The sequence below is a fragment of the Pseudomonas sp. TH06 genome (assembly GCF_016651305.1).
Lineage (GTDB): Bacteria > Pseudomonadota > Gammaproteobacteria > Pseudomonadales > Pseudomonadaceae > Aquipseudomonas.
On sequence record NZ_JAEKEC010000001.1, the window covers coordinates 31,022 to 47,232 of the forward strand.

22 protein-coding genes are annotated in these 16,211 nt (G+C 58.5%); 6 read left to right on the forward strand and 16 right to left on the reverse strand.

Features of this window, described 5'->3' with window-relative positions; all coding sequences use genetic code 11:
• Window positions 1-46: 46 nt before the first annotated feature.
• From JFT86_RS00200 to tsaA, 3 genes are all read left to right on the forward strand, one after another.
• Entirely contained in the window at window positions 47-514 is a 468-nt protein-coding gene (locus JFT86_RS00200; RefSeq protein WP_103302962.1) for a DUF1456 family protein, read from the forward strand.
• A 168-nt stretch (window positions 515-682) separates the two neighbouring features.
• Complete coding sequence (locus JFT86_RS00205) at window positions 683-1,453, forward strand: SDR family oxidoreductase (protein WP_201234966.1); 771 nt, start codon at window positions 683-685, stop codon at window positions 1,451-1,453.
• 183 nt (window positions 1,454-1,636) lie between these two features.
• Entirely contained in the window at window positions 1,637-2,335 is a 699-nt protein-coding gene (gene tsaA, locus JFT86_RS00210; RefSeq protein ID WP_201234967.1) for a tRNA (N6-threonylcarbamoyladenosine(37)-N6)-methyltransferase TrmO, read from the forward strand.
• 81 nt (window positions 2,336-2,416) lie between these two features.
• On the opposite strand, the gene fpr is transcribed toward tsaA, so the two are convergent.
• On the reverse strand, window positions 2,417-3,196 hold the full coding sequence (gene fpr / locus JFT86_RS00215) for a ferredoxin-NADP reductase (protein ID WP_002554680.1): 780 nt from the start codon (window positions 3,194-3,196) through the stop codon (window positions 2,417-2,419).
• A gap of 142 nt (window positions 3,197-3,338) precedes the next feature.
• Between fpr and JFT86_RS00220 the strand changes: the two genes are divergently transcribed.
• Window positions 3,339-4,265 carry a LysR family transcriptional regulator gene (locus tag JFT86_RS00220; protein WP_201234968.1) on the forward strand — a complete coding sequence of 309 codons (927 nt, stop codon included), beginning with the start codon at window positions 3,339-3,341 and terminating at the stop codon, window positions 4,263-4,265.
• On the opposite strand, the gene JFT86_RS00225 is transcribed toward JFT86_RS00220, so the two are convergent.
• The 3 genes from JFT86_RS00225 to JFT86_RS00235 form a co-directional block, all read right to left on the reverse strand.
• Window positions 4,262-4,624: a diacylglycerol kinase gene (locus tag JFT86_RS00225; RefSeq protein WP_042557932.1), complete on the reverse strand. Its 363-nt coding sequence runs from the start codon at window positions 4,622-4,624 to the stop codon at window positions 4,262-4,264. The two genes, JFT86_RS00220 and JFT86_RS00225, sit on opposite strands and share 4 nt — an antisense overlap.
• A 74-nt stretch (window positions 4,625-4,698) precedes the next feature.
• Window positions 4,699-5,349 (reverse strand): response regulator transcription factor ErdR, encoded by a 651-nt coding sequence (gene erdR / locus JFT86_RS00230; protein WP_103302966.1) that lies wholly within the window; start codon window positions 5,347-5,349, stop codon window positions 4,699-4,701.
• A gap of 223 nt (window positions 5,350-5,572) precedes the next feature.
• Window positions 5,573-6,319, reverse strand: a complete 747-nt coding sequence (locus JFT86_RS00235; RefSeq protein WP_201234969.1) for a tRNA-uridine aminocarboxypropyltransferase — start codon at window positions 6,317-6,319, stop codon at window positions 5,573-5,575.
• 189 nt (window positions 6,320-6,508) lie between these two features.
• Between JFT86_RS00235 and JFT86_RS00240 the strand changes: the two genes are divergently transcribed.
• Window positions 6,509-6,934: a PA3611 family quorum-sensing-regulated virulence factor gene (locus JFT86_RS00240; protein ID WP_007908738.1), complete on the forward strand. Its 426-nt coding sequence runs from the start codon at window positions 6,509-6,511 to the stop codon at window positions 6,932-6,934.
• Here JFT86_RS00240 and JFT86_RS00245 read toward each other — a convergent pair whose 3' ends face one another.
• Complete coding sequence (locus JFT86_RS00245) at window positions 6,935-7,129, reverse strand: hypothetical protein (RefSeq protein ID WP_201234970.1); 195 nt, start codon at window positions 7,127-7,129, stop codon at window positions 6,935-6,937.
• Window positions 7,130-7,476: 347 nt separating this feature from the next.
• Between JFT86_RS00245 and JFT86_RS00250 the strand changes: the two genes are divergently transcribed.
• Entirely contained in the window at window positions 7,477-8,595 is a 1,119-nt protein-coding gene (locus JFT86_RS00250) for a TIGR00730 family Rossman fold protein (protein ID WP_201234971.1), read from the forward strand.
• A gap of 56 nt (window positions 8,596-8,651) precedes the next feature.
• On the opposite strand, the gene recX is transcribed toward JFT86_RS00250, so the two are convergent.
• The 11 genes from recX to JFT86_RS00305 form a co-directional block, all read right to left on the reverse strand.
• A complete protein-coding gene (recX, locus tag JFT86_RS00255; RefSeq protein WP_103302971.1) occupies window positions 8,652-9,119 on the reverse strand; it encodes a recombination regulator RecX in 468 nt (155 codons plus the stop codon).
• Window positions 9,120-9,128: 9 nt separating this feature from the next.
• On the reverse strand, window positions 9,129-10,187 hold the full coding sequence (recA, locus tag JFT86_RS00260; protein ID WP_201234972.1) for a recombinase RecA: 1,059 nt from the start codon (window positions 10,185-10,187) through the stop codon (window positions 9,129-9,131).
• A gap of 83 nt (window positions 10,188-10,270) precedes the next feature.
• Window positions 10,271-10,771 carry a CinA family protein gene (locus tag JFT86_RS00265; protein WP_201234973.1) on the reverse strand — a complete coding sequence of 167 codons (501 nt, stop codon included), beginning with the start codon at window positions 10,769-10,771 and terminating at the stop codon, window positions 10,271-10,273.
• A gap of 68 nt (window positions 10,772-10,839) precedes the next feature.
• Window positions 10,840-11,358 carry a lysis system i-spanin subunit Rz gene (locus tag JFT86_RS00270; RefSeq protein WP_201234974.1) on the reverse strand — a complete coding sequence of 173 codons (519 nt, stop codon included), beginning with the start codon at window positions 11,356-11,358 and terminating at the stop codon, window positions 10,840-10,842.
• On the reverse strand, window positions 11,337-11,903 hold the full coding sequence (locus JFT86_RS00275; protein ID WP_201234975.1) for a glycoside hydrolase family 19 protein: 567 nt from the start codon (window positions 11,901-11,903) through the stop codon (window positions 11,337-11,339). The genes JFT86_RS00270 and JFT86_RS00275 overlap by 22 nt, the downstream gene beginning before the upstream one ends.
• Before the next feature lie 42 nt (window positions 11,904-11,945).
• On the reverse strand, window positions 11,946-12,158 hold the full coding sequence (locus JFT86_RS00280) for a hypothetical protein (RefSeq protein WP_201234290.1): 213 nt from the start codon (window positions 12,156-12,158) through the stop codon (window positions 11,946-11,948).
• Between the two features lie 10 nt (window positions 12,159-12,168).
• Window positions 12,169-13,371, reverse strand: a complete 1,203-nt coding sequence (locus tag JFT86_RS00285) for a carbohydrate-binding protein CenC (RefSeq protein ID WP_201234289.1) — start codon at window positions 13,369-13,371, stop codon at window positions 12,169-12,171.
• Between the two features lie 28 nt (window positions 13,372-13,399).
• On the reverse strand, window positions 13,400-13,840 hold the full coding sequence (locus JFT86_RS00290) for a phage tail assembly chaperone (RefSeq protein WP_201234288.1): 441 nt from the start codon (window positions 13,838-13,840) through the stop codon (window positions 13,400-13,402).
• Between the two features lie 2 nt (window positions 13,841-13,842).
• Window positions 13,843-14,763 carry a phage tail protein gene (locus JFT86_RS00295; RefSeq protein ID WP_201234287.1) on the reverse strand — a complete coding sequence of 307 codons (921 nt, stop codon included), beginning with the start codon at window positions 14,761-14,763 and terminating at the stop codon, window positions 13,843-13,845.
• 39 nt (window positions 14,764-14,802) lie between these two features.
• Window positions 14,803-15,270 carry a phage tail assembly chaperone gene (locus JFT86_RS00300; protein ID WP_201234976.1) on the reverse strand — a complete coding sequence of 156 codons (468 nt, stop codon included), beginning with the start codon at window positions 15,268-15,270 and terminating at the stop codon, window positions 14,803-14,805.
• Complete coding sequence (locus JFT86_RS00305; RefSeq protein ID WP_201234977.1) at window positions 15,270-16,196, reverse strand: hypothetical protein; 927 nt, start codon at window positions 16,194-16,196, stop codon at window positions 15,270-15,272. Before JFT86_RS00305 ends, JFT86_RS00300 begins: the two co-directional genes overlap by 1 nt.
• Between the last annotated feature and the right edge of the window lie 15 nt (window positions 16,197-16,211).

Here is a 16,211-nt window from a genome sequence, read left to right on the forward strand (position 1 = left end):
CGGCAGCGCGTCTGCGCGCTGCCCACAACGTATCAGGATTACCGACATGATTCACAACGACGTATTGCGCAGCGTGCGCTACATGCTCGACATCAGCGACAAGAAAGTCGTCGAGATCATCAAACTTGGCGGCATGGATGTAACCCTCGCCGACGTGATCACCTGGCTCGACAAGAAAGAAGAAGACGAAGAAGGTTTCGTCCGTTGCCCGGACGAAGTCATCGCGCACTTCCTCGACGGTCTGGTGATCTTCAAGCGTGGCAAGGACGAAAGCCGTCCGCCGCAGCCAATCGAAGTGCCGGTGACCAACAACATCATCCTGAAAAAGCTGCGCGTGGCCTTCGAACTGAAAGAAGACGACATGCACGCGATCCTCAAGGCTGCCGAGTTCCCGGTATCCAAGCCTGAACTGAGCGCGCTGTTCCGCAAGGTCGGCCACACCAACTATCGTCCGTGTGGCGACCAGTTGCTGCGCAACTTCCTCAAGGGGCTCACGCTGCGCGTGAGAGCGTAAAAGCAGCTGCGAGCTACAAGCTGCAAGTTGCCACACCGCGTTAACTTGCCGCTTGTAGCTTGCAACTCGAAGCTGACCGCATGGCCCTCCATTCCTTTCGAAAATAGTGGCTCCGCTTTTCGCGGCTGACGACTAGGGTGTACTGATCCCTAATCCTCAGGACTCGCCATGCTCCCGTATTTCTCCCTGCAAGGCCGCACCGCTCTGGTGACCGGCGGCACCCGTGGTATCGGCAAAATGATCGCCAAGGCCTATGTCGAGGCTGGTGCGCGTGTCTATGTGTGCTCGCGCGACGCGGAAGCCTGTCATCAGACGGCCGAAGAACTCAGCGCCTTGGGCATCTGTCACGGCGTGGCGGCGAATCTGGCGACCGAAGAAGGTGTACAGGAGCTGGCTGCGCGCCTGGGCGAGCAGATCACTCATCTGGATATTCTGGTGAACAACGCCGGCACCACTTGGGGGGCGCCGCTGGAGAGTTACCCGGTGAAAGGCTGGGAGAAGGTCATGCAGCTCAACGTGACCTCCGTGTTCACCTGCATCCAGCAGTTTCTGCCGTTGCTGCGCAAGGCCGGTTCGGCAGCCAATCCCGCACGGATTATCAACATAGGTTCGGTGGCGGGGATCTCATCCTTTGGCGAACAGGCGTATGCCTATGGACCAAGCAAAGCCGCACTGCACCAGTTGTCGCGGATTCTGGCGCGGGAGTTGGTGAGCCAGCACATCAACGTCAACGTGATCGCGCCGGGACGGTTTCCGAGCAAGATGACTCAGCACATTGGTAATGATCAGCAGGCGTTGGCTGAGGATACGGCGCTGATCCCGATGAAACGCTGGGGGCGGGAGGAAGAGATGGCGGCGCTGGCGATTAGCCTGGCGAGCACCGCTGGAGCCTATATGACCGGGAATATCATTCCGCTGGATGGTGGGTTCAGCCTCTGACATCGGTGGTGCGGCCATCGCGAGCAGGCTCACTCCTACAAAGGCGTCGGTGGACACAAAATCTGTGTTCGCTGAAATCCCCTGTAGGAGTGAGCCTGCTCGCGATGGCGTCCGACCTGCCACCACCAGACTTGAGGTCTGCCGGGTTATCATGCCCACCCCGCTCCGCTTCGAATACACACCATGACTTACAGCGTCTCCCCCATCGGCTTCGTCCGCTCCTGCTTCAAGGAAAAGTTCGCCATCCCGCGCCAGCCGCAACTGGCCCCTGCTGCCCGTGGCGTGCTGGAACTGGTGGCGCCGTTCGATCAGGGGGATGCGGTGCAGGGGCTGGAACAGGTCAGTCATGTCTGGCTGTTGTTCCTGTTCCATCAGGCGCTGGAAGAAAAGCCGCGGCTGAAAGTGCGCCCACCCCGCCTCGGCGGCAACAAGTCCATGGGTGTTTTCGCCACTCGCGCCACCCATCGGCCAAACGGCATCGGCCAATCGGTGGTGAAACTGGACAAGGTTGAAGCCAATCGCCTGTTTATTTCCGGCATCGACCTGCTCGACGGCACACCGATTCTCGACATCAAACCCTACGTGCCTTACGCCGACATCATCGCCAGCGCCTCCAACAGTATCGCCAGCGCCGCGCCGCAGTTGATCGACGTGCAGTGGACGGACACAGCGCTGCAACAGGCGCACACACACGCTCAGCGCCTGGACGAGCCGCTGGTCGAGCTGATCGAACAGTGTCTGGCGCAGGACCCGCGCCCGGCGTATCAAACCCCGGCGCCGGAACGTGAATACGGCGCACAGTTCTGGGACCTTGACGTGCGCTGGCATTACCCGACGCCCGAGCAGATCCGCGTCCTCGAAGTGATCCCCGCAAGAACCTGAACCTGGTCCCTGCACGGGAATGTTACGGGCATAAAAAAGCCCCCATTGCCTGAGCAGGCAATGGGGGCTTTTCAGTGGGGCTTACTTCTCGACGAATGCACGCTCGATCAGGTAGTCACCCGGCTCGCGCATCCGCGGCGAAACGGTCAGGCCGAAGCTGTTGAGCACTTCGCTGGTCTCGTCGAGCATGCTCGGGCTGCCGCACAACATGGCGCGGTCGTCCTGCGGATTGATCGGCGGCAGGCCGATGTCGCTGAACAGTTTGCCGCTGCGCATCAGGTCGGTCAGACGACCTTCGTTCTCGAACGGTTCGCGAGTAACGGTCGGGTAGTAAATCAGCTTGTCACGCAGCGCTTCACCGAAGAACTCGTTCTGCGGCAGGTGCTCGGTGATGAATTCGCGGTAAGCGACTTCGTTCACGTAGCGCACACCGTGGCACAGGATGACTTTTTCGAAACGCTCGTAGGTTTCCGGATCCTGAATCACGCTCATGAACGGTGCCAGACCGGTACCGGTGCTGAGCAGGTAAAGGTGTTTGCCAGGTTTCAGATCGTCCAGCACCAGCGTGCCCGTAGGCTTTTTGCTGATGATGATCTCGTCGCCTTCCTTCAGATGCTGCAACTGCGAGGTCAGCGGGCCATCAGGCACCTTGATGCTGAAGAACTCCAGATGCTCTTCCCAGTTCGGGCTGGCAATCGAGTAAGCGCGCATAAGCGGGCGGCCGTTTGGCTGTTGCAGGCCGATCATCACGAACTGCCCGTTCTCGAAGCGCAGGCCCGGATCGCGGGTGCACTTGAAGCTGAACAGGGTATCGTTCCAGTGATGAACACTGAGGACACGCTCGTGGTTCATGTTGCTCATGTACGTTTGACTCCTGGATATTGGCTCTGCGCTTGCTCTAGGCTGAATAAATGCCGATGGTGCGCAATTGCATCGCATTCTAATAGCGCCGACAATATCTGTTAACTGGATTATTAAGATAAGGGTTATCGGTTATATCGATATGCGATTTACTCTCCGTCAACTGCAAGTCTTCGTCGCCGTCGCCCAGCAGGAAAGCGTGTCCCGTGCTGCGGGTCTGCTCAACCTCTCGCAATCGGCGGCCAGCACCTCTATCACCGAGCTTGAGCGCCAGTCCAGCTGCCAGCTGTTCGACCGTGCCGGCAAACGGCTGAGCCTCAATGCCCTCGGCAAACAGCTGTTGCCACAGGCGGTGGCCCTGCTCGATCAGGCCAAGGAAATCGAAGACCTGCTCAACGGCAAATCCGGTTTCGGCTCACTGTCGGTGGGCGCTACCCTGACGATCGGCAACTATCTGGCGACCCTGCTGATCGGCGGTTTCATGCAGCGCCATCCGGAAAGCCAAGTGAAGCTGCATGTACAGAACACTGCCAACATCGTGCAACAAGTCGCCCACTACGAAATTGATCTGGGTCTAATCGAAGGCGATTGCAGCCATCCGGACATCGAAGTGCAGAGCTGGGTCGAGGATGAGCTGGTGGTGTTCTGCGCGCCGCAGCATCCGCTGGCCAAACGTGGCAGTGCGACCATGGAGGAGTTGACGCATGAAGCGTGGATTCTGCGCGAACAGGGTTCCGGCACGCGCCTGACCTTCGATCAGGCCATGCGTCATCACCGCAGTGCGCTGAATATCCGTCTGGAACTGGAACACACCGAAGCGATCAAGCGCGCGGTGGAATCGGGTCTGGGGATTGGCTGCATCTCGCGGCTGGCGCTACGCGATGCCTTCCGCCGCGGCAGTCTGGTGGCGGTGGAGACACCGGATCTGGATCTGGCGCGGCAGTTCTACTTCATCTGGCACAAGCAGAAGTACCAGACCTCGGCCATGCGCGAGTTTCTCGATCTGTGCCGCGCCTTCACCGCCGGGGTGCAGCGCAGCGACGAGATTGTTTTGCCGACGATCGCTTAAAGCAGAATCACTGCCCACACCAAAGCAATCATGCTCAGCGCGACGAACTGCGCGGCGCTGCCCATGTCCTTGGCGTTCTTCGACAGTGGGTGCAGTTCCAGCGAAATGCGGTCAATGGCCGCTTCCACTGCCGAGTTCAGCAACTCGACGATCAGCGCCAACAGGCAAACGGCGATCAACAGCGCCTGTTCGACACGGCTGACATTCAGAAAGAATGTCAGCGGAACCAGCACCACATTGAGCAATACCAATTGGCGGAACGCCGCTTCGCCGGTGAAGGCTGCGCGCAGGCCGTCCAGCGAATAGCCGGAAGCGTTGAGGATGCGTTTCAGGCCGGTCTGGCCCTTGAAAGGTGACATAAAGTAGAAACCAACCAAAAAGGAGTGGGAAAGCTAGATCAACAAAAGTCAAAAAAGCGTGAAGACGCCAGCCATTATTGGCTCGGAATTGACTCAAGTTGTTGCAGAAGCAATGCCGCCTGCGTCCGGGTGCGCACATTCAGCTTGCGGAAGATCGCCGTAACGTGGGCCTTGATGGTCGCTTCCGACACGCTCAGCTCATAGGCAATCTGCTTGTTCAGCAAGCCTTCGCAGACCATGGTCAGTACGCGAAATTGCTGCGGTGTCAGGCTGGCCAAGCCATCGCTGGCGGCTTTGGCTTCGTCGGAGACGGCAACCGCTTCGAACGCCTGCGGCGGCCAGAACACATCGCCATCGAGCACTTTGCGCACCGCTTCCTGAATCACGCTCAGGTCGCTGGACTTGGGAATAAAGCCACTGGCCCCGAATTCGCGGGACTTGACCATCACCGAAGCTTCTTCCTGCGCCGAGACCATCACCACCGGAATCTGCGGGTATTGCCCGCGCAGCATCACCAGTCCGGAAAACCCGAAAGCGCCAGGCATGTTCAAATCCAGTAATACCAGATCCCAGTCGGCCTTTTCGGTCAGGCGAGTTTCCAGCTCAGCGATGCTCGCCACTTCCACCAATCGCACATTTGGGCCAAGGCCCAGCGTCACTGCTTGATGCAGGGCGCTGCGAAACAGGGGGTGATCATCGGCAATCAGGATGTCGTATGTGGCCATTTTTCAAATGATCCTGTTTTTGATGGCAGACCCGGTGCATTCGGGTCTGGCCAAAGCAACTCAAGATGCGCCTTTCAAGCAACATCCACAGGGGCACGTTCAACGCCAATAACCAGCAAACACAGCGTTTCAAACCTTGGCCGCACCCTAATCGGCGCCAAGCATGCCCAGCGAAGTCGGGGTGGTCAAGCAACACGGCCGCCGCTGCCTACAGTATGGGCCACTATTGGGCCAACTCCGGCTGCGGCTTTCGTATAAAGGGTTGCAACTCGGCGTGGGCCGGCGTCGACTCATTCATGTCCAGTTGCTGCTTCGCACCGAGGTAATGCTGGCTGAACACATCAAAATAGGCGTCCAGCGCCGACGCGGCATCACTGTCACCTGCCAGTTCCAGACACAACGCGGCGACTTCGGCCGTGCACAGGTGCTCGCTGCGGGTCGAACGCCGCAAGCGGTAGCGCGAAAGTTTATCGGGCAGCAGACTGAGAATCGGCAAGCGGTCAAAGTACGGGCTTTTGCGGAAGATCTTGCGTGCTTCGGTCCAGGTCGCGTCCAGGAGAATGAACAATGGGCGCTTAGTGCTATCGGGCGCGACAGTGTTGGTCACTCGCGACGGCTCGACGTATTCGCCCGGGAACACCAGATACGGCTGCCATTGCGGGTCATTGAGCAGCGCCAGCATCTGCGGATCAGGCTCGGTGCGCGACCAGATGAACGCGTGGTTATCGCGCACCACGTCGGCAATCAGCCAACCGGTGTTGCTCGGCTTGAACACTTCCTTGCCGGTCATGATCAGGCACACGCCAGAGCGGGTTTCGACACTCGGCCGCCAGGCGCACAGGCAATGACTGATGATCACCCGGCAGTCGCGGCAACGCTCGGAGCGAAAGCCCCGGGCCTGAATCGGCTTGATGCCCTCATCCTCGCGCTGGTCGCGCAGACGGGCTACGGCGTTGGAGGCATGATTCATCGCGGGCAAGACCGGCAGACAGGAAAACTCGACACGAACAGCACTCGGCAAGGCAATAAAGGCCGGCAGTTTACCAGAGCGACGGGCACAAGCCTGTACCGTCCAGACCGGCTCCCCTATAATTCGCCGCCACTGAACGCACAGCCCCGTGGCTGGTCGAACCACCAGTCACCGAATCAGGAGAGTTTCATGCTGCGCCTTATCGTCCCCACCGCTGCCATTCTGCTGGCGTCGTCCTTCACCGCTCAGGCTGCATCGCTGAGTGAGCAGAATCTGAACCGAGAGCTGCGCAACGTCGCCGCCCAGAGCAGCGTCGGCACACCACGGGCGATCAATGAAGACATTCTTGATCAGGGCTACACCGTTGAAGGCACTCAGTTGATCAACCACCTGAGTGTGCAAAAGAGTCACGCCGACAAAATGCGCGCCGATCCCAAAGCCGTGTATTTCCAGCTGGGTGCTTCGGTCTGCAACAACCCGTCGTACCGCAAGCTGATGGCCAAAGGCGCGATCATGCGTTACGACTTCACTGAAGTGAAAACCAACAAAGCGATCGGCTCCGCCAGCTATCAGGAATCGGATTGCCCGAAAGCAGCACCCGCGAAGAAGAAGTAATCATCTCGAATTGGCGCGCCGCTGTTCATCCTCGGCGCGCAACTCGGCCAACAAGGCCTGTAGATAGTGCGAACGGCGCTCGCCTCCGGCCAGTCGCCGGCAGCACTCCTCCTCGAGACTGACATGATTGGTCTCGGCTGATGCCTTCAACATTCGATACAACTGCGTATCGATCTCCAGAATCACTCTGGTCATGTGTCCCGCCTCCTTGCCACCCGCAAATCCTTGAACTGCGCGCACCTTGCGTACGGTTGACGTGAAATTGTCGTACGGCGCCTGTAAATCAGTTAATCAGAGGGTTTGGCGATCGGTGCACGTTCTGACGAGCGGTGATGTCAGTGACCGAAAAACAATAAGCGATTGCCAGCCGGGACTTTGCAGCGCAATGATCGAGTCAGCGCAACGGCTCGCAAGGGTCTAGATTCAAAGTATTCCGATCAGTTGTTCGCGGCAGGAAAAGGAACTGCCGATTGTGTGTTTTTTGCAGCGCGGCACTGACGCCGCTCGTCAGGGCCACCGCTCTGTGCAGAAGGAGACGTTGAATGCCTTACCAACCGAATGACTTGCTCAGCCGTCATTTTCAGGAAAGCGGTCCCGACCTCATCAGCCAGGTCGAAGCACAACTCAACCGTGTTTCCCCCAACAGCCCGAACATTCCCATCTACCGCGACATGATCCTGACCGTACTGCGCATGGCTCAGGAAGACCACAATCGCTGGAACGCCAAAATCACCCTGCAAGCCCTGCGCGAACTGGAGCAGGCATTTCGGGTGCTGGAACAATTCAAGGGCCGACGCAAAGTCACGGTGTTCGGCTCGGCGCGCACCCCAGTCGAACATCCGCTGTACGCCATGGCCCGTGAACTCGGCGCCGCGCTGGCGCGCTCGGACATGATGGTCATCACCGGTGCCGGTGGCGGCATCATGGCCGCCGCCCATGAAGGTGCTGGCCGCGATCACAGCCTTGGGTTCAACATCACCCTGCCCTTCGAACAGCATGCCAACCCGACTGTGGATGGCACCGCCAATCTGCTGCCCTTCCACTTCTTCTTCACCCGCAAGCTGTTCTTCGTTAAAGAAGCCGACGCACTGGTGTTGTGCCCGGGCGGTTTCGGCACGCTGGATGAAGCACTGGAAGTGCTGACGCTGATTCAGACCGGTAAAAGTCCACTGGTGCCGGTGGTGTTGCTGGACACACCGGGTGGCACCTTCTGGCAGGGCGCGATGGACTTCATCCGCCAGCAACTGGAGGAAAACCACTACATCCTGCCGACCGACATGCAGTTGATGCGGCTGGTCTACACCGTCGAGGAGGCGGTAGAGCAGATCAACCAGTTCTACAGCAACTTCCACTCCAGCCGCTGGCTCAAGGGGCAATTCGTGATTCGCATGAATCACAAGCTCAGTGACCAGGCCTTGGAGCAGATGCAGGAGACCTTTGCCGATTTGTGCCTGAGCGACCACTTTCATCAACATGCCTACAACGGCGAGGAACACGATGACGCGAAGTTCAGCCATCTGGCACGTTTGGCCTTTGCCTTCAACGCCCGCAATCACGGGCGCTTGAGGGAGCTGGTCGATTACATCAACGTGCCGGAAAACTGGGCTCATTCCAAACCGCAAACTGCGCAACGCAGCCGAGAACCGTCGAAGGCCATTTAAAAGGCAAAAAAAAACGGCCCGCTTTTTTCATAGCGGGCCGTTTTTATTGAATCGTCTTAATCGTCCATGCCTCTGCCGCTGAACAAGCGGTTGATCATCTCCATCGAAAACCCCCGATAGGCCAGGAAACGGCCCTGCTTGGCCCGTTCCTTTGCATCGATGGGCAAATGCCCGGAGAACTTCCGCTGCCACGTTTCCTGGAGTTGCTCCTGCCAACTGATGCCGCTCTCGCGCAGGGCGAGTTCGATATCAGCACGCTGCAAACCGCGCTGGCTCAGCTCTTCGCGAATCCGCAGAGGACCGTAACCAGAGCGGGCACGGTAGGAAACAAAGCTTTCAAGGTAACGGGCTTCGGAAAGCAGCCCTTCTTCCGTCAAACGGTCGAGGGCTGTTTCGATCATCTCCGCCTCAGCGCCGCGCTGACGCAGTTTACGCGTCAGCTCGACTCGACCATGCTCGCGACGTGCGAGCAGGTCCATGGCGGTTCGCCGCACCGCGACGAGGGTATCAAGTACGAGTGTCATTCAGAGACTTCAAGCGTCGATGTCGGCCTCAGCCATATCGTCGATTTTGTCCCGGGTCGCCGAAGCCTTGACGTCTGCTGCTGGTGCCAGCAGCTTGTCACGCAGTTGCTTCTCGAGCTTGGCAGCGATTTCCGGATTGTCTGCCAGGAACTTGGCCGAGTTGGCCTTGCCCTGACCAATCTTGGTGCCTTCGTAGGCGTACCAGGCGCCGGACTTCTCGACGAAACCGTGCAGCACACCCAGGTCGATCATCTCGCCGTTGAGGTAGATGCCCTTGCCGTAAAGAATCTGGAACTCGGCCTGACGGAACGGCGAAGCCACCTTGTTCTTCACAACCTTGACGCGGGTTTCGCTGCCGACCACTTCGTCGCCTTCCTTCACCGCGCCGGTACGGCGGATGTCGAGACGGACCGAAGCGTAGAACTTCAGCGCGTTACCACCGGTGGTGGTTTCCGGGCTACCGAACATCACGCCGATCTTCATGCGGATCTGGTTGATGAAGATCACCAGGCAGTTGGCGTTCTTGATGTTACCGGTGATCTTACGCAGCGCCTGGGACATCAGACGGGCTTGCAGGCCCACGTGCATGTCACCCATTTCACCTTCGATTTCAGCCTTCGGCACCAGTGCAGCCACGGAGTCGACGATGATCACGTCAACAGCGTTGGAGCGCACCAGCATGTCGGTGATTTCCAGGGCCTGTTCGCCGGTGTCCGGCTGGGAAACCAGCAGGTCATCGACGTTGACGCCCAGTTTGCCGGCGTACTCAGGGTCGAGGGCGTGTTCGGCGTCGACGAAAGCGCAGGTCGCGCCGGCTTTTTGAGCCTGGGCGATCACGGACAGTGTCAGTGTGGTTTTACCGGAAGATTCAGGACCGTAGATTTCAACGATACGGCCTTTTGGCAGGCCGCCGATGCCGAGTGCAATGTCCAGACCCAGAGAGCCAGTGGAGATGGATGGGATCGCCTGACGGTCCTGATCGCCCATACGCATTACGGCACCCTTGCCGAATTGACGTTCGATCTGACCCAGGGCCGCAGCCAAGGCTTTCTTCTTGTTGTCGTCCATTAAAGTCCTCACGTAATCAATAAGGCCTGACGGCCAACACCTGTATAAGTAGCCAGTATTATTCCACAGCGTTCGCGGATCGCCTACCCCTGATTTTCGATTTCTCGTGCCGCTAGTCGCAGGAGCCCCTCTAGCGCGGCCTTCACCGTTTGTCGGCGGACTTCATCGCGGTTGCCGGAAAAGTGTTGAACCTCGCTGGAAACCACATCGCCCACGCCCCAGGCCAGCCAGACCGTGCCCACCGGTTTGTTCGGCGTACCGCCGTCGGGTCCGGCCACGCCGCTGACTGCCACGGCAAATCGCGCCAGGCTGTTTTTCTGCGCGCCCACTACCATCGCCTCGACGACTTCACGACTGACCGCGCCCACCGTACCGAACAACTCGGCCGGCACATTCAGTTGCTGGGTTTTCTGTCGATTGGAGTACGTGACGTAACCGGCCTCGAACCACGCCGAACTGCCGGGAATACGCGTGACGGCTTCGGCGATCCCGCCACCCGTGCAGGATTCGGCGGTGGTGACGTGGGCATTGAGCACTTGCAGACGTCGGCCAAGTTCGGCAGCCAATTGAGTGATCTCTTTCACGGTGCGCTCCGGATCGTGTGGAATGCGTACCACCGTACACGAGCCGGTTGCGCTTTCAATACACAAGATCATTCAAGATGTTCGGGCGCCAATGCTCTGACATAGGCCTGACAAGCCTGCAACGCGATCAACCCCCGGTCTCCACTGTCGGTGATGGCGATAATTCGTTGAGCATGCGCCGGGTCAAGTCGGGCGCGTACGGTTGCATGATCCACGCCGCCGGCACCGGCGGCGGCTGGCAGCGCACAGCCGGTGGCAACGTCGCCGGCATCGAGGAGGACTGACAGGCGCACATCAGCAGTGGCAAGGCGATCGCGCAGACGATCCTGATCACGTTGGGCATCGCTCATCGCTCGAAAGTGGGTTTGTTCACTGGCGGCGAGCCGTTGCTCCAGCGCCAGACGTTTATCCTGCTCGGCCTGTTGCGCGGTAGCAGCGGTCAGGGTCAGTTGATTGAGGGTTTCGGCGTTTAACCGAGCCTGCTCCGCCAGTTGCCGACCATAGCGCCAGTCCTGAAGTTGCCAGGCCAGTGCCGCAACCGCCAGCGCCAGCAATACAACGCCGATCACTCGCCAGGGGATGGACATAGCACCGCCCTCGCCCGCGCCCAGATTTCCAGACGATCCTGCAAACCGTTCAACCCGCCGTTGATGCGACGGGTGATAGTGTTGAACTCGTCTCGGTCGGCCAGCTCGTTCAAGCCGTTCTGCTCCCAGAACCATGCCGCAGATTCGGCTGCCCATTGCGGCTGCTCGAGCAGTTCAGGCAACGACAGCAGACGCTCATCGCCGAACAGCCCGAGGCTGCATTGGCGATAATTACCGCGACCGGTGATTTGAATCAGCCCACGCCCTCGGTACTTTTGTCCGTCGCCGTCCGCCTCGGGCGTGTTACCCAGGCGTAGCGCCAGTGTCCCGGTGTCGTATTTGCTCAGATACTGGTTGTTGCCCAACTCCCGCACGTACTGCAACTGGCCCGACTCGTGACCGATCTGCGCGAGAAACGCAGCGATGCGCTTGGGCGAGTCGATGCGACGGCGCTTCATGGCGGCATTGAGCGCAGAAACAAAAACGCCCGCTTGGGAGCGGGCGTTGGGCATGATGTCAATAAGGTTGTTTTCAGTTAGTTGCATAATGCTTGATCCTCCCTGGATATTGCCGCGATTGAATCACGGTTAGCGGATAACGGCCCCCAGCCATTTTTTTGCCAAACTTGTCACTGAGCTGGCCGGGGCTACGTTTTCGAGGGTTTCATTCAATGTCAGGACTTGGCCGCCAGCTAATAGCCAAGCTTGATAGTCAAGCCAGTCGCGATTGGTTGGGTCCTGCGGGATAAACGCAGAATCCTCCGTGCGCAGTACTCCGCAAGTGGTCAGTTGATAGGTCATGGGGTCACTCCTAGATCTCAGCGTCCGCTGTCCATTCAATCTGCAATCCGTTACCGGGCTGACTGTTTACAGGCGTCACAGTGCCGATCGCGAAACTACGCTGTGTCACACTTTGCACAATGGTGCCTGTGCAAGGCACTCCCTGCGAGTAGTTCCAAACCTGATTACCTGCATTTCCAGGGCAATACAGGACAACAGTAGGCTGCACTCTCTTCTGAGTCTGCATGTCTACGACCATACCGTATTGACCGGTATTTCCAGCCGCAGCCTGAGTAAACGAGACGATGCAGGTGCCACTACCGTTGTTTGCACGAATCGGTAAACGGTTGGCAAAAGACTTTTCGAAATAACGCTGACACAACGTCAATTCTTCGCCAGAAAGACGGTATTCGAATGGCGTGGAAACCGGTCCCTCTTCCAATTGAACCTGAGTCAGATCCACAGTTTGCAGAACGTTGAGCGGTAAATCAAAAGCCAAGCGCAAGCAATCATTGGCGCCCAGCATTTTCCCCGCGATCGATGGCACCTGAAACGTTGCGCTGTACTTGCCCCATGCAGTGCTCAATGGAAAAACATCGACCACTTTGACGACGGCTTCCGAACCTCCGTTGCCAAAGTACTGACCAATTGTCACTTTCAATGAACGCGCGGCATCGGAGCGCGCCCAAAAGGTCACAGTAGCGGTTCGTCCAGCCAGAGTTCTGACGGACTCAACGCTTTGGGAAACCTTGTGCTCGGTAGCGCCGACGCCCGCCGTGGTTTGCTGCCAGCGTAAAAAATAACCCGGCTCACCTGCCACTTCTGTCTGGCCTGGAAAAAAGTCCTGACGAGAGATGGTCACGGCAGCATTGCCATTCCAGTCGCAGCGAAAACGATCGGCTACATATCCACCGATATTTGGGCCTTGGTTGGTCGTCCCGCGTTGCCAGATATCGAATCCGCCATTGATCAGCACATTCCTGCGATACACCTGCACCGGAAATTGTTGCAGCGGATCCGGTTTCGATAATTGCCTGATCGCCTGAGCCAATTGATCAGTCTGTAGTTCGTCCGGTTTCAAACCAGCCGCGGTAATCGCGCTGAGTATTTCCTCAGTAACACTGTTGCCCCAGCTTGCAGGGATCAGCGATCCCGGCGTTCCGGCTATCACGTCTTCATCAACAAATTTGCCGTCGACCAAGCCAGAGCTGAGGACGCTTCTTGGATAATCCACTTTAATTCCTCTTCAGATCAGCGACGACTCAGCCGTTCGTTCGCAGCAAGATTTGCAGCCAATCAGGTTCAACCGGGCGCGAACGTGCATCCGGGAAGTTCGGGTCATTGGGCCACTCGCGCAGCGACTGTCGGTAAGCCAGCAGTTGTTTGAATTCTTCGGCGAGCAGGGTCGTGCCCTCACCGACTTCCAGTTCTTCAGCGTCGCGAAGCACCAGCCACTGGGTGTCTTGCAGCACTTTGTTGCGCCATGTGCGTTCATGGCTGGCAAGGGCAATCGGGGAAATGACAGGGTCCGTCAACACAGGTTGACCGCTGGCACTGGCGCTAATGACTTTGCCGCTTGCCTGCCCGGCAAACAGCTCGACGTATTGGGCCTGGGTGATCTCCACTGCCCCTTCAGGCAGTTCCGCAAGTGCGCTTTCGACTCGATCAAAGCCGAGGCTTTGTGCATAAAAGTAAATCGTCATGGTCAGTACCCCCAAACCAGAATGCGGCCCGAAATGCCCGAATCAACCTTTACACTTGAAGCCAGGACGCTTCGGACCCGAGCGACCGCTGTCGTTGTCGTGGTGCTCCCACCGTCAAATGCCCAAACGGTGACATTGGCGGCACTCCATCCTGCAGGGTTACCTTCATTGGCAATACCTCCGAGGACAGCATTGGGAAACCTGATCGGCAACGACACCGTCATGTTGCCATTCGCATCGGATCCCCCTGTCACCCACTGCACGATCAAACCGCTGGGAAGCTTTTGATATCCCGATGTGGAGAACTGTGCGGCGTAATTGGCCGAGTACTTCAGAGCAGCCGTGCCATACACCACCCACACTCCAGACTCTCTGACGAAGTTCGCACTCTCACCATTGTTCAACACGATCGACGCCAGATAAGCCCCTTGCGGACTGATCTGCGTACCGGTTTTACTGGCCACGGTAACGGGTGCGCTGTTACGGCAATGCAGGCTGATCGTGGCGCCACTCGGCACTGCAGCGGTATCCGGAAGCGTCACGGTATACGCTGCGTTACCAGCCAGACCGATCGAGCAGCCGACATCGGACAAGGTCAATTGCGTGGCAGCGGATATCCCACGAGCACTTGCATAATTGCCCAACGCCCGCTGCACAAACTCGGACGTTGCTGCTGAGCGTCCGCCATCAAACTGCGGGGCGGTCATGAACAATGCCGGGCCGCGCAATGCTCCCAACAGCTGATTGTTCGACGACTCGTTTGGCGTCAGGCCGGCGGCCTGAACGACATTCAGAATTTCTTGGGTGACGCTGTTGCCCCACGTCGCGGGGATCAGCGAACCGGGTTTGCCGGCTATCGGATCTTCATCGGCAAACTGTCCATTGACCAAGCCGACACTGGGCACACTCTTGGGATAGTCCAAGGTTTATCTCCTTAATCTGAAAATACATTGGTGCCGTTCTCAGCCGACTGGAGCTGCCAACCACACGGGCGCCGAGGGCCGGGAAACTACCGAAGGAAAATGACCGGAATCAGGCCAGTCACGCAGCGCCTGACGGTACTCAAGCAACTCCAGATAGTGCTGGGCCTTGAGTGTCGTGCCACGGCCGAGCTCCTGCTCGTCGCGATGACGGGTTACCTGCCACTCAGTGGACGAGAGTCTGGACTGGCGCCAGGCTCGAGCTGCTGTTTCAGGCATCTGGTCCTCGACAACGATCCCTTGCGCACTGACGGGAATGCTCGTCACGGACACCTGCGCGCTGGAAGGCCGGAACTCGTCGATTGGCGCGCCGATTTCAACTGTCATGCCCTCCGGCACTTGAACCATCGATTCAACGAAAGAAGGCGCAAACAGTTGGGTGATTGCGTAGTCGCCGGTTTCGATCAGTTCAACCACGACACCATTTTCCACTCGTGCGTAACGGGCCATTACTCGTACTCCCAGATTTCACAAAAAGCGTTGCCGCCCGGCCCGCTAATCACGGAGGCAGAAGCATTGGTTGAGCAGGAGCCACTGCCGCCGGAACCACGCCCGCCAGCGATGCCATTGCCATTGACACCCACGCGTGCGCCACCGCCGTCAAACGGACTGGCAGCACCGGCGCCGGAAACCACTCCCCAGTTGGCGTTGTACATCGCGAACTCGCCAGGTGTGCCACGCGCATTGGCGAGACCACCGCCCGTAACGAGTTGTCCACCGGTCCCGCCCATGACAAAACCCACTGCCGTTGCTGTCACTGCGAATGACAGGATTTGCCCGCCCGCACCGCCAGCCGCGCTCATATAAGTACCGAAAGACGCGCCGCCCCCCGTCTGCCCCAAGCCATTGACCGATGCTCCGCCTGCACCCAACGAGACAGGCACGCCGGCGAGCATTTCCGGGGTCACGTAATACAGGCTTTCCGCATACGCACCTGAGCCACCGCCGCCACCGATACGGTGACTATTCGCAGCGACAGGCTCACAGCCTCCCCCGGATCCACCCGCCCCCACCAATCGCACGCGAATGCGTTTGGCCTTGGGATTAGGCTTGTAAACCGTGATCCCGACCGTCTCGATCTGCCTGACCGCGAGCAACCGTCCCACCGCATCGGTGATGCCGTAACCCGCCAAAGTGGTCGGGGTGTTTTTCAGTTTGGTGAAGTCGACCAGGGCACCAATCGCGGTGGCCAGTTGATCGGTCTTGGCTTCATCGGGCGTCAACCCGGCAGCCTTGATCGCATTGAGAATTTCCTGCGTGACGCTGTTGCCCCACGCGGCGGGGATCAATGATCCCGGTGAACCGGCGATCGGGTTTTCATCGACGAAACCGCCGTTGACCAACCCTATACCGGGGATGCTTTTTGGATAGTCCATTGCACTGCTCCCTGT

Coding starts and splice junctions, on each gene's coding strand:
- JFT86_RS00275 (WP_201234975.1), bottom strand. CDS start 11,903: ATGCAACTAACTGAAAACAACCTTATTGACATCATGCCCAACGCCCGC.
- JFT86_RS00305 (WP_201234977.1), bottom strand. CDS start 16,196: ATGGACTATCCAAAAAGCATCCCCGGTATAGGGTTGGTCAACGGCGGT.
- erdR (WP_103302966.1), bottom strand. CDS start 5,349: ATGGCCACATACGACATCCTGATTGCCGATGATCACCCCCTGTTTCGC.
- tsaA (WP_201234967.1), top strand. CDS start 1,637: ATGACTTACAGCGTCTCCCCCATCGGCTTCGTCCGCTCCTGCTTCAAG.
- JFT86_RS00300 (WP_201234976.1), bottom strand. CDS start 15,270: ATGGCCCGTTACGCACGAGTGGAAAATGGTGTCGTGGTTGAACTGATC.
- JFT86_RS00245 (WP_201234970.1), bottom strand. CDS start 7,129: ATGACCAGAGTGATTCTGGAGATCGATACGCAGTTGTATCGAATGTTG.
- JFT86_RS00235 (WP_201234969.1), bottom strand. CDS start 6,319: ATGAATCATGCCTCCAACGCCGTAGCCCGTCTGCGCGACCAGCGCGAG.
- recX (WP_103302971.1), bottom strand. CDS start 9,119: ATGACACTCGTACTTGATACCCTCGTCGCGGTGCGGCGAACCGCCATG.
- fpr (WP_002554680.1), bottom strand. CDS start 3,196: ATGAGCAACATGAACCACGAGCGTGTCCTCAGTGTTCATCACTGGAAC.
- JFT86_RS00250 (WP_201234971.1), top strand. CDS start 7,477: ATGCCTTACCAACCGAATGACTTGCTCAGCCGTCATTTTCAGGAAAGC.
- JFT86_RS00240 (WP_007908738.1), top strand. CDS start 6,509: ATGCTGCGCCTTATCGTCCCCACCGCTGCCATTCTGCTGGCGTCGTCC.
- JFT86_RS00220 (WP_201234968.1), top strand. CDS start 3,339: ATGCGATTTACTCTCCGTCAACTGCAAGTCTTCGTCGCCGTCGCCCAG.
- JFT86_RS00290 (WP_201234288.1), bottom strand. CDS start 13,840: ATGACGATTTACTTTTATGCACAAAGCCTCGGCTTTGATCGAGTCGAA.
- JFT86_RS00225 (WP_042557932.1), bottom strand. CDS start 4,624: ATGTCACCTTTCAAGGGCCAGACCGGCCTGAAACGCATCCTCAACGCT.
- JFT86_RS00280 (WP_201234290.1), bottom strand. CDS start 12,158: ATGACCTATCAACTGACCACTTGCGGAGTACTGCGCACGGAGGATTCT.
- recA (WP_201234972.1), bottom strand. CDS start 10,187: ATGGACGACAACAAGAAGAAAGCCTTGGCTGCGGCCCTGGGTCAGATC.
- JFT86_RS00270 (WP_201234974.1), bottom strand. CDS start 11,358: ATGTCCATCCCCTGGCGAGTGATCGGCGTTGTATTGCTGGCGCTGGCG.
- JFT86_RS00200 (WP_103302962.1), top strand. CDS start 47: ATGATTCACAACGACGTATTGCGCAGCGTGCGCTACATGCTCGACATC.
- JFT86_RS00205 (WP_201234966.1), top strand. CDS start 683: ATGCTCCCGTATTTCTCCCTGCAAGGCCGCACCGCTCTGGTGACCGGC.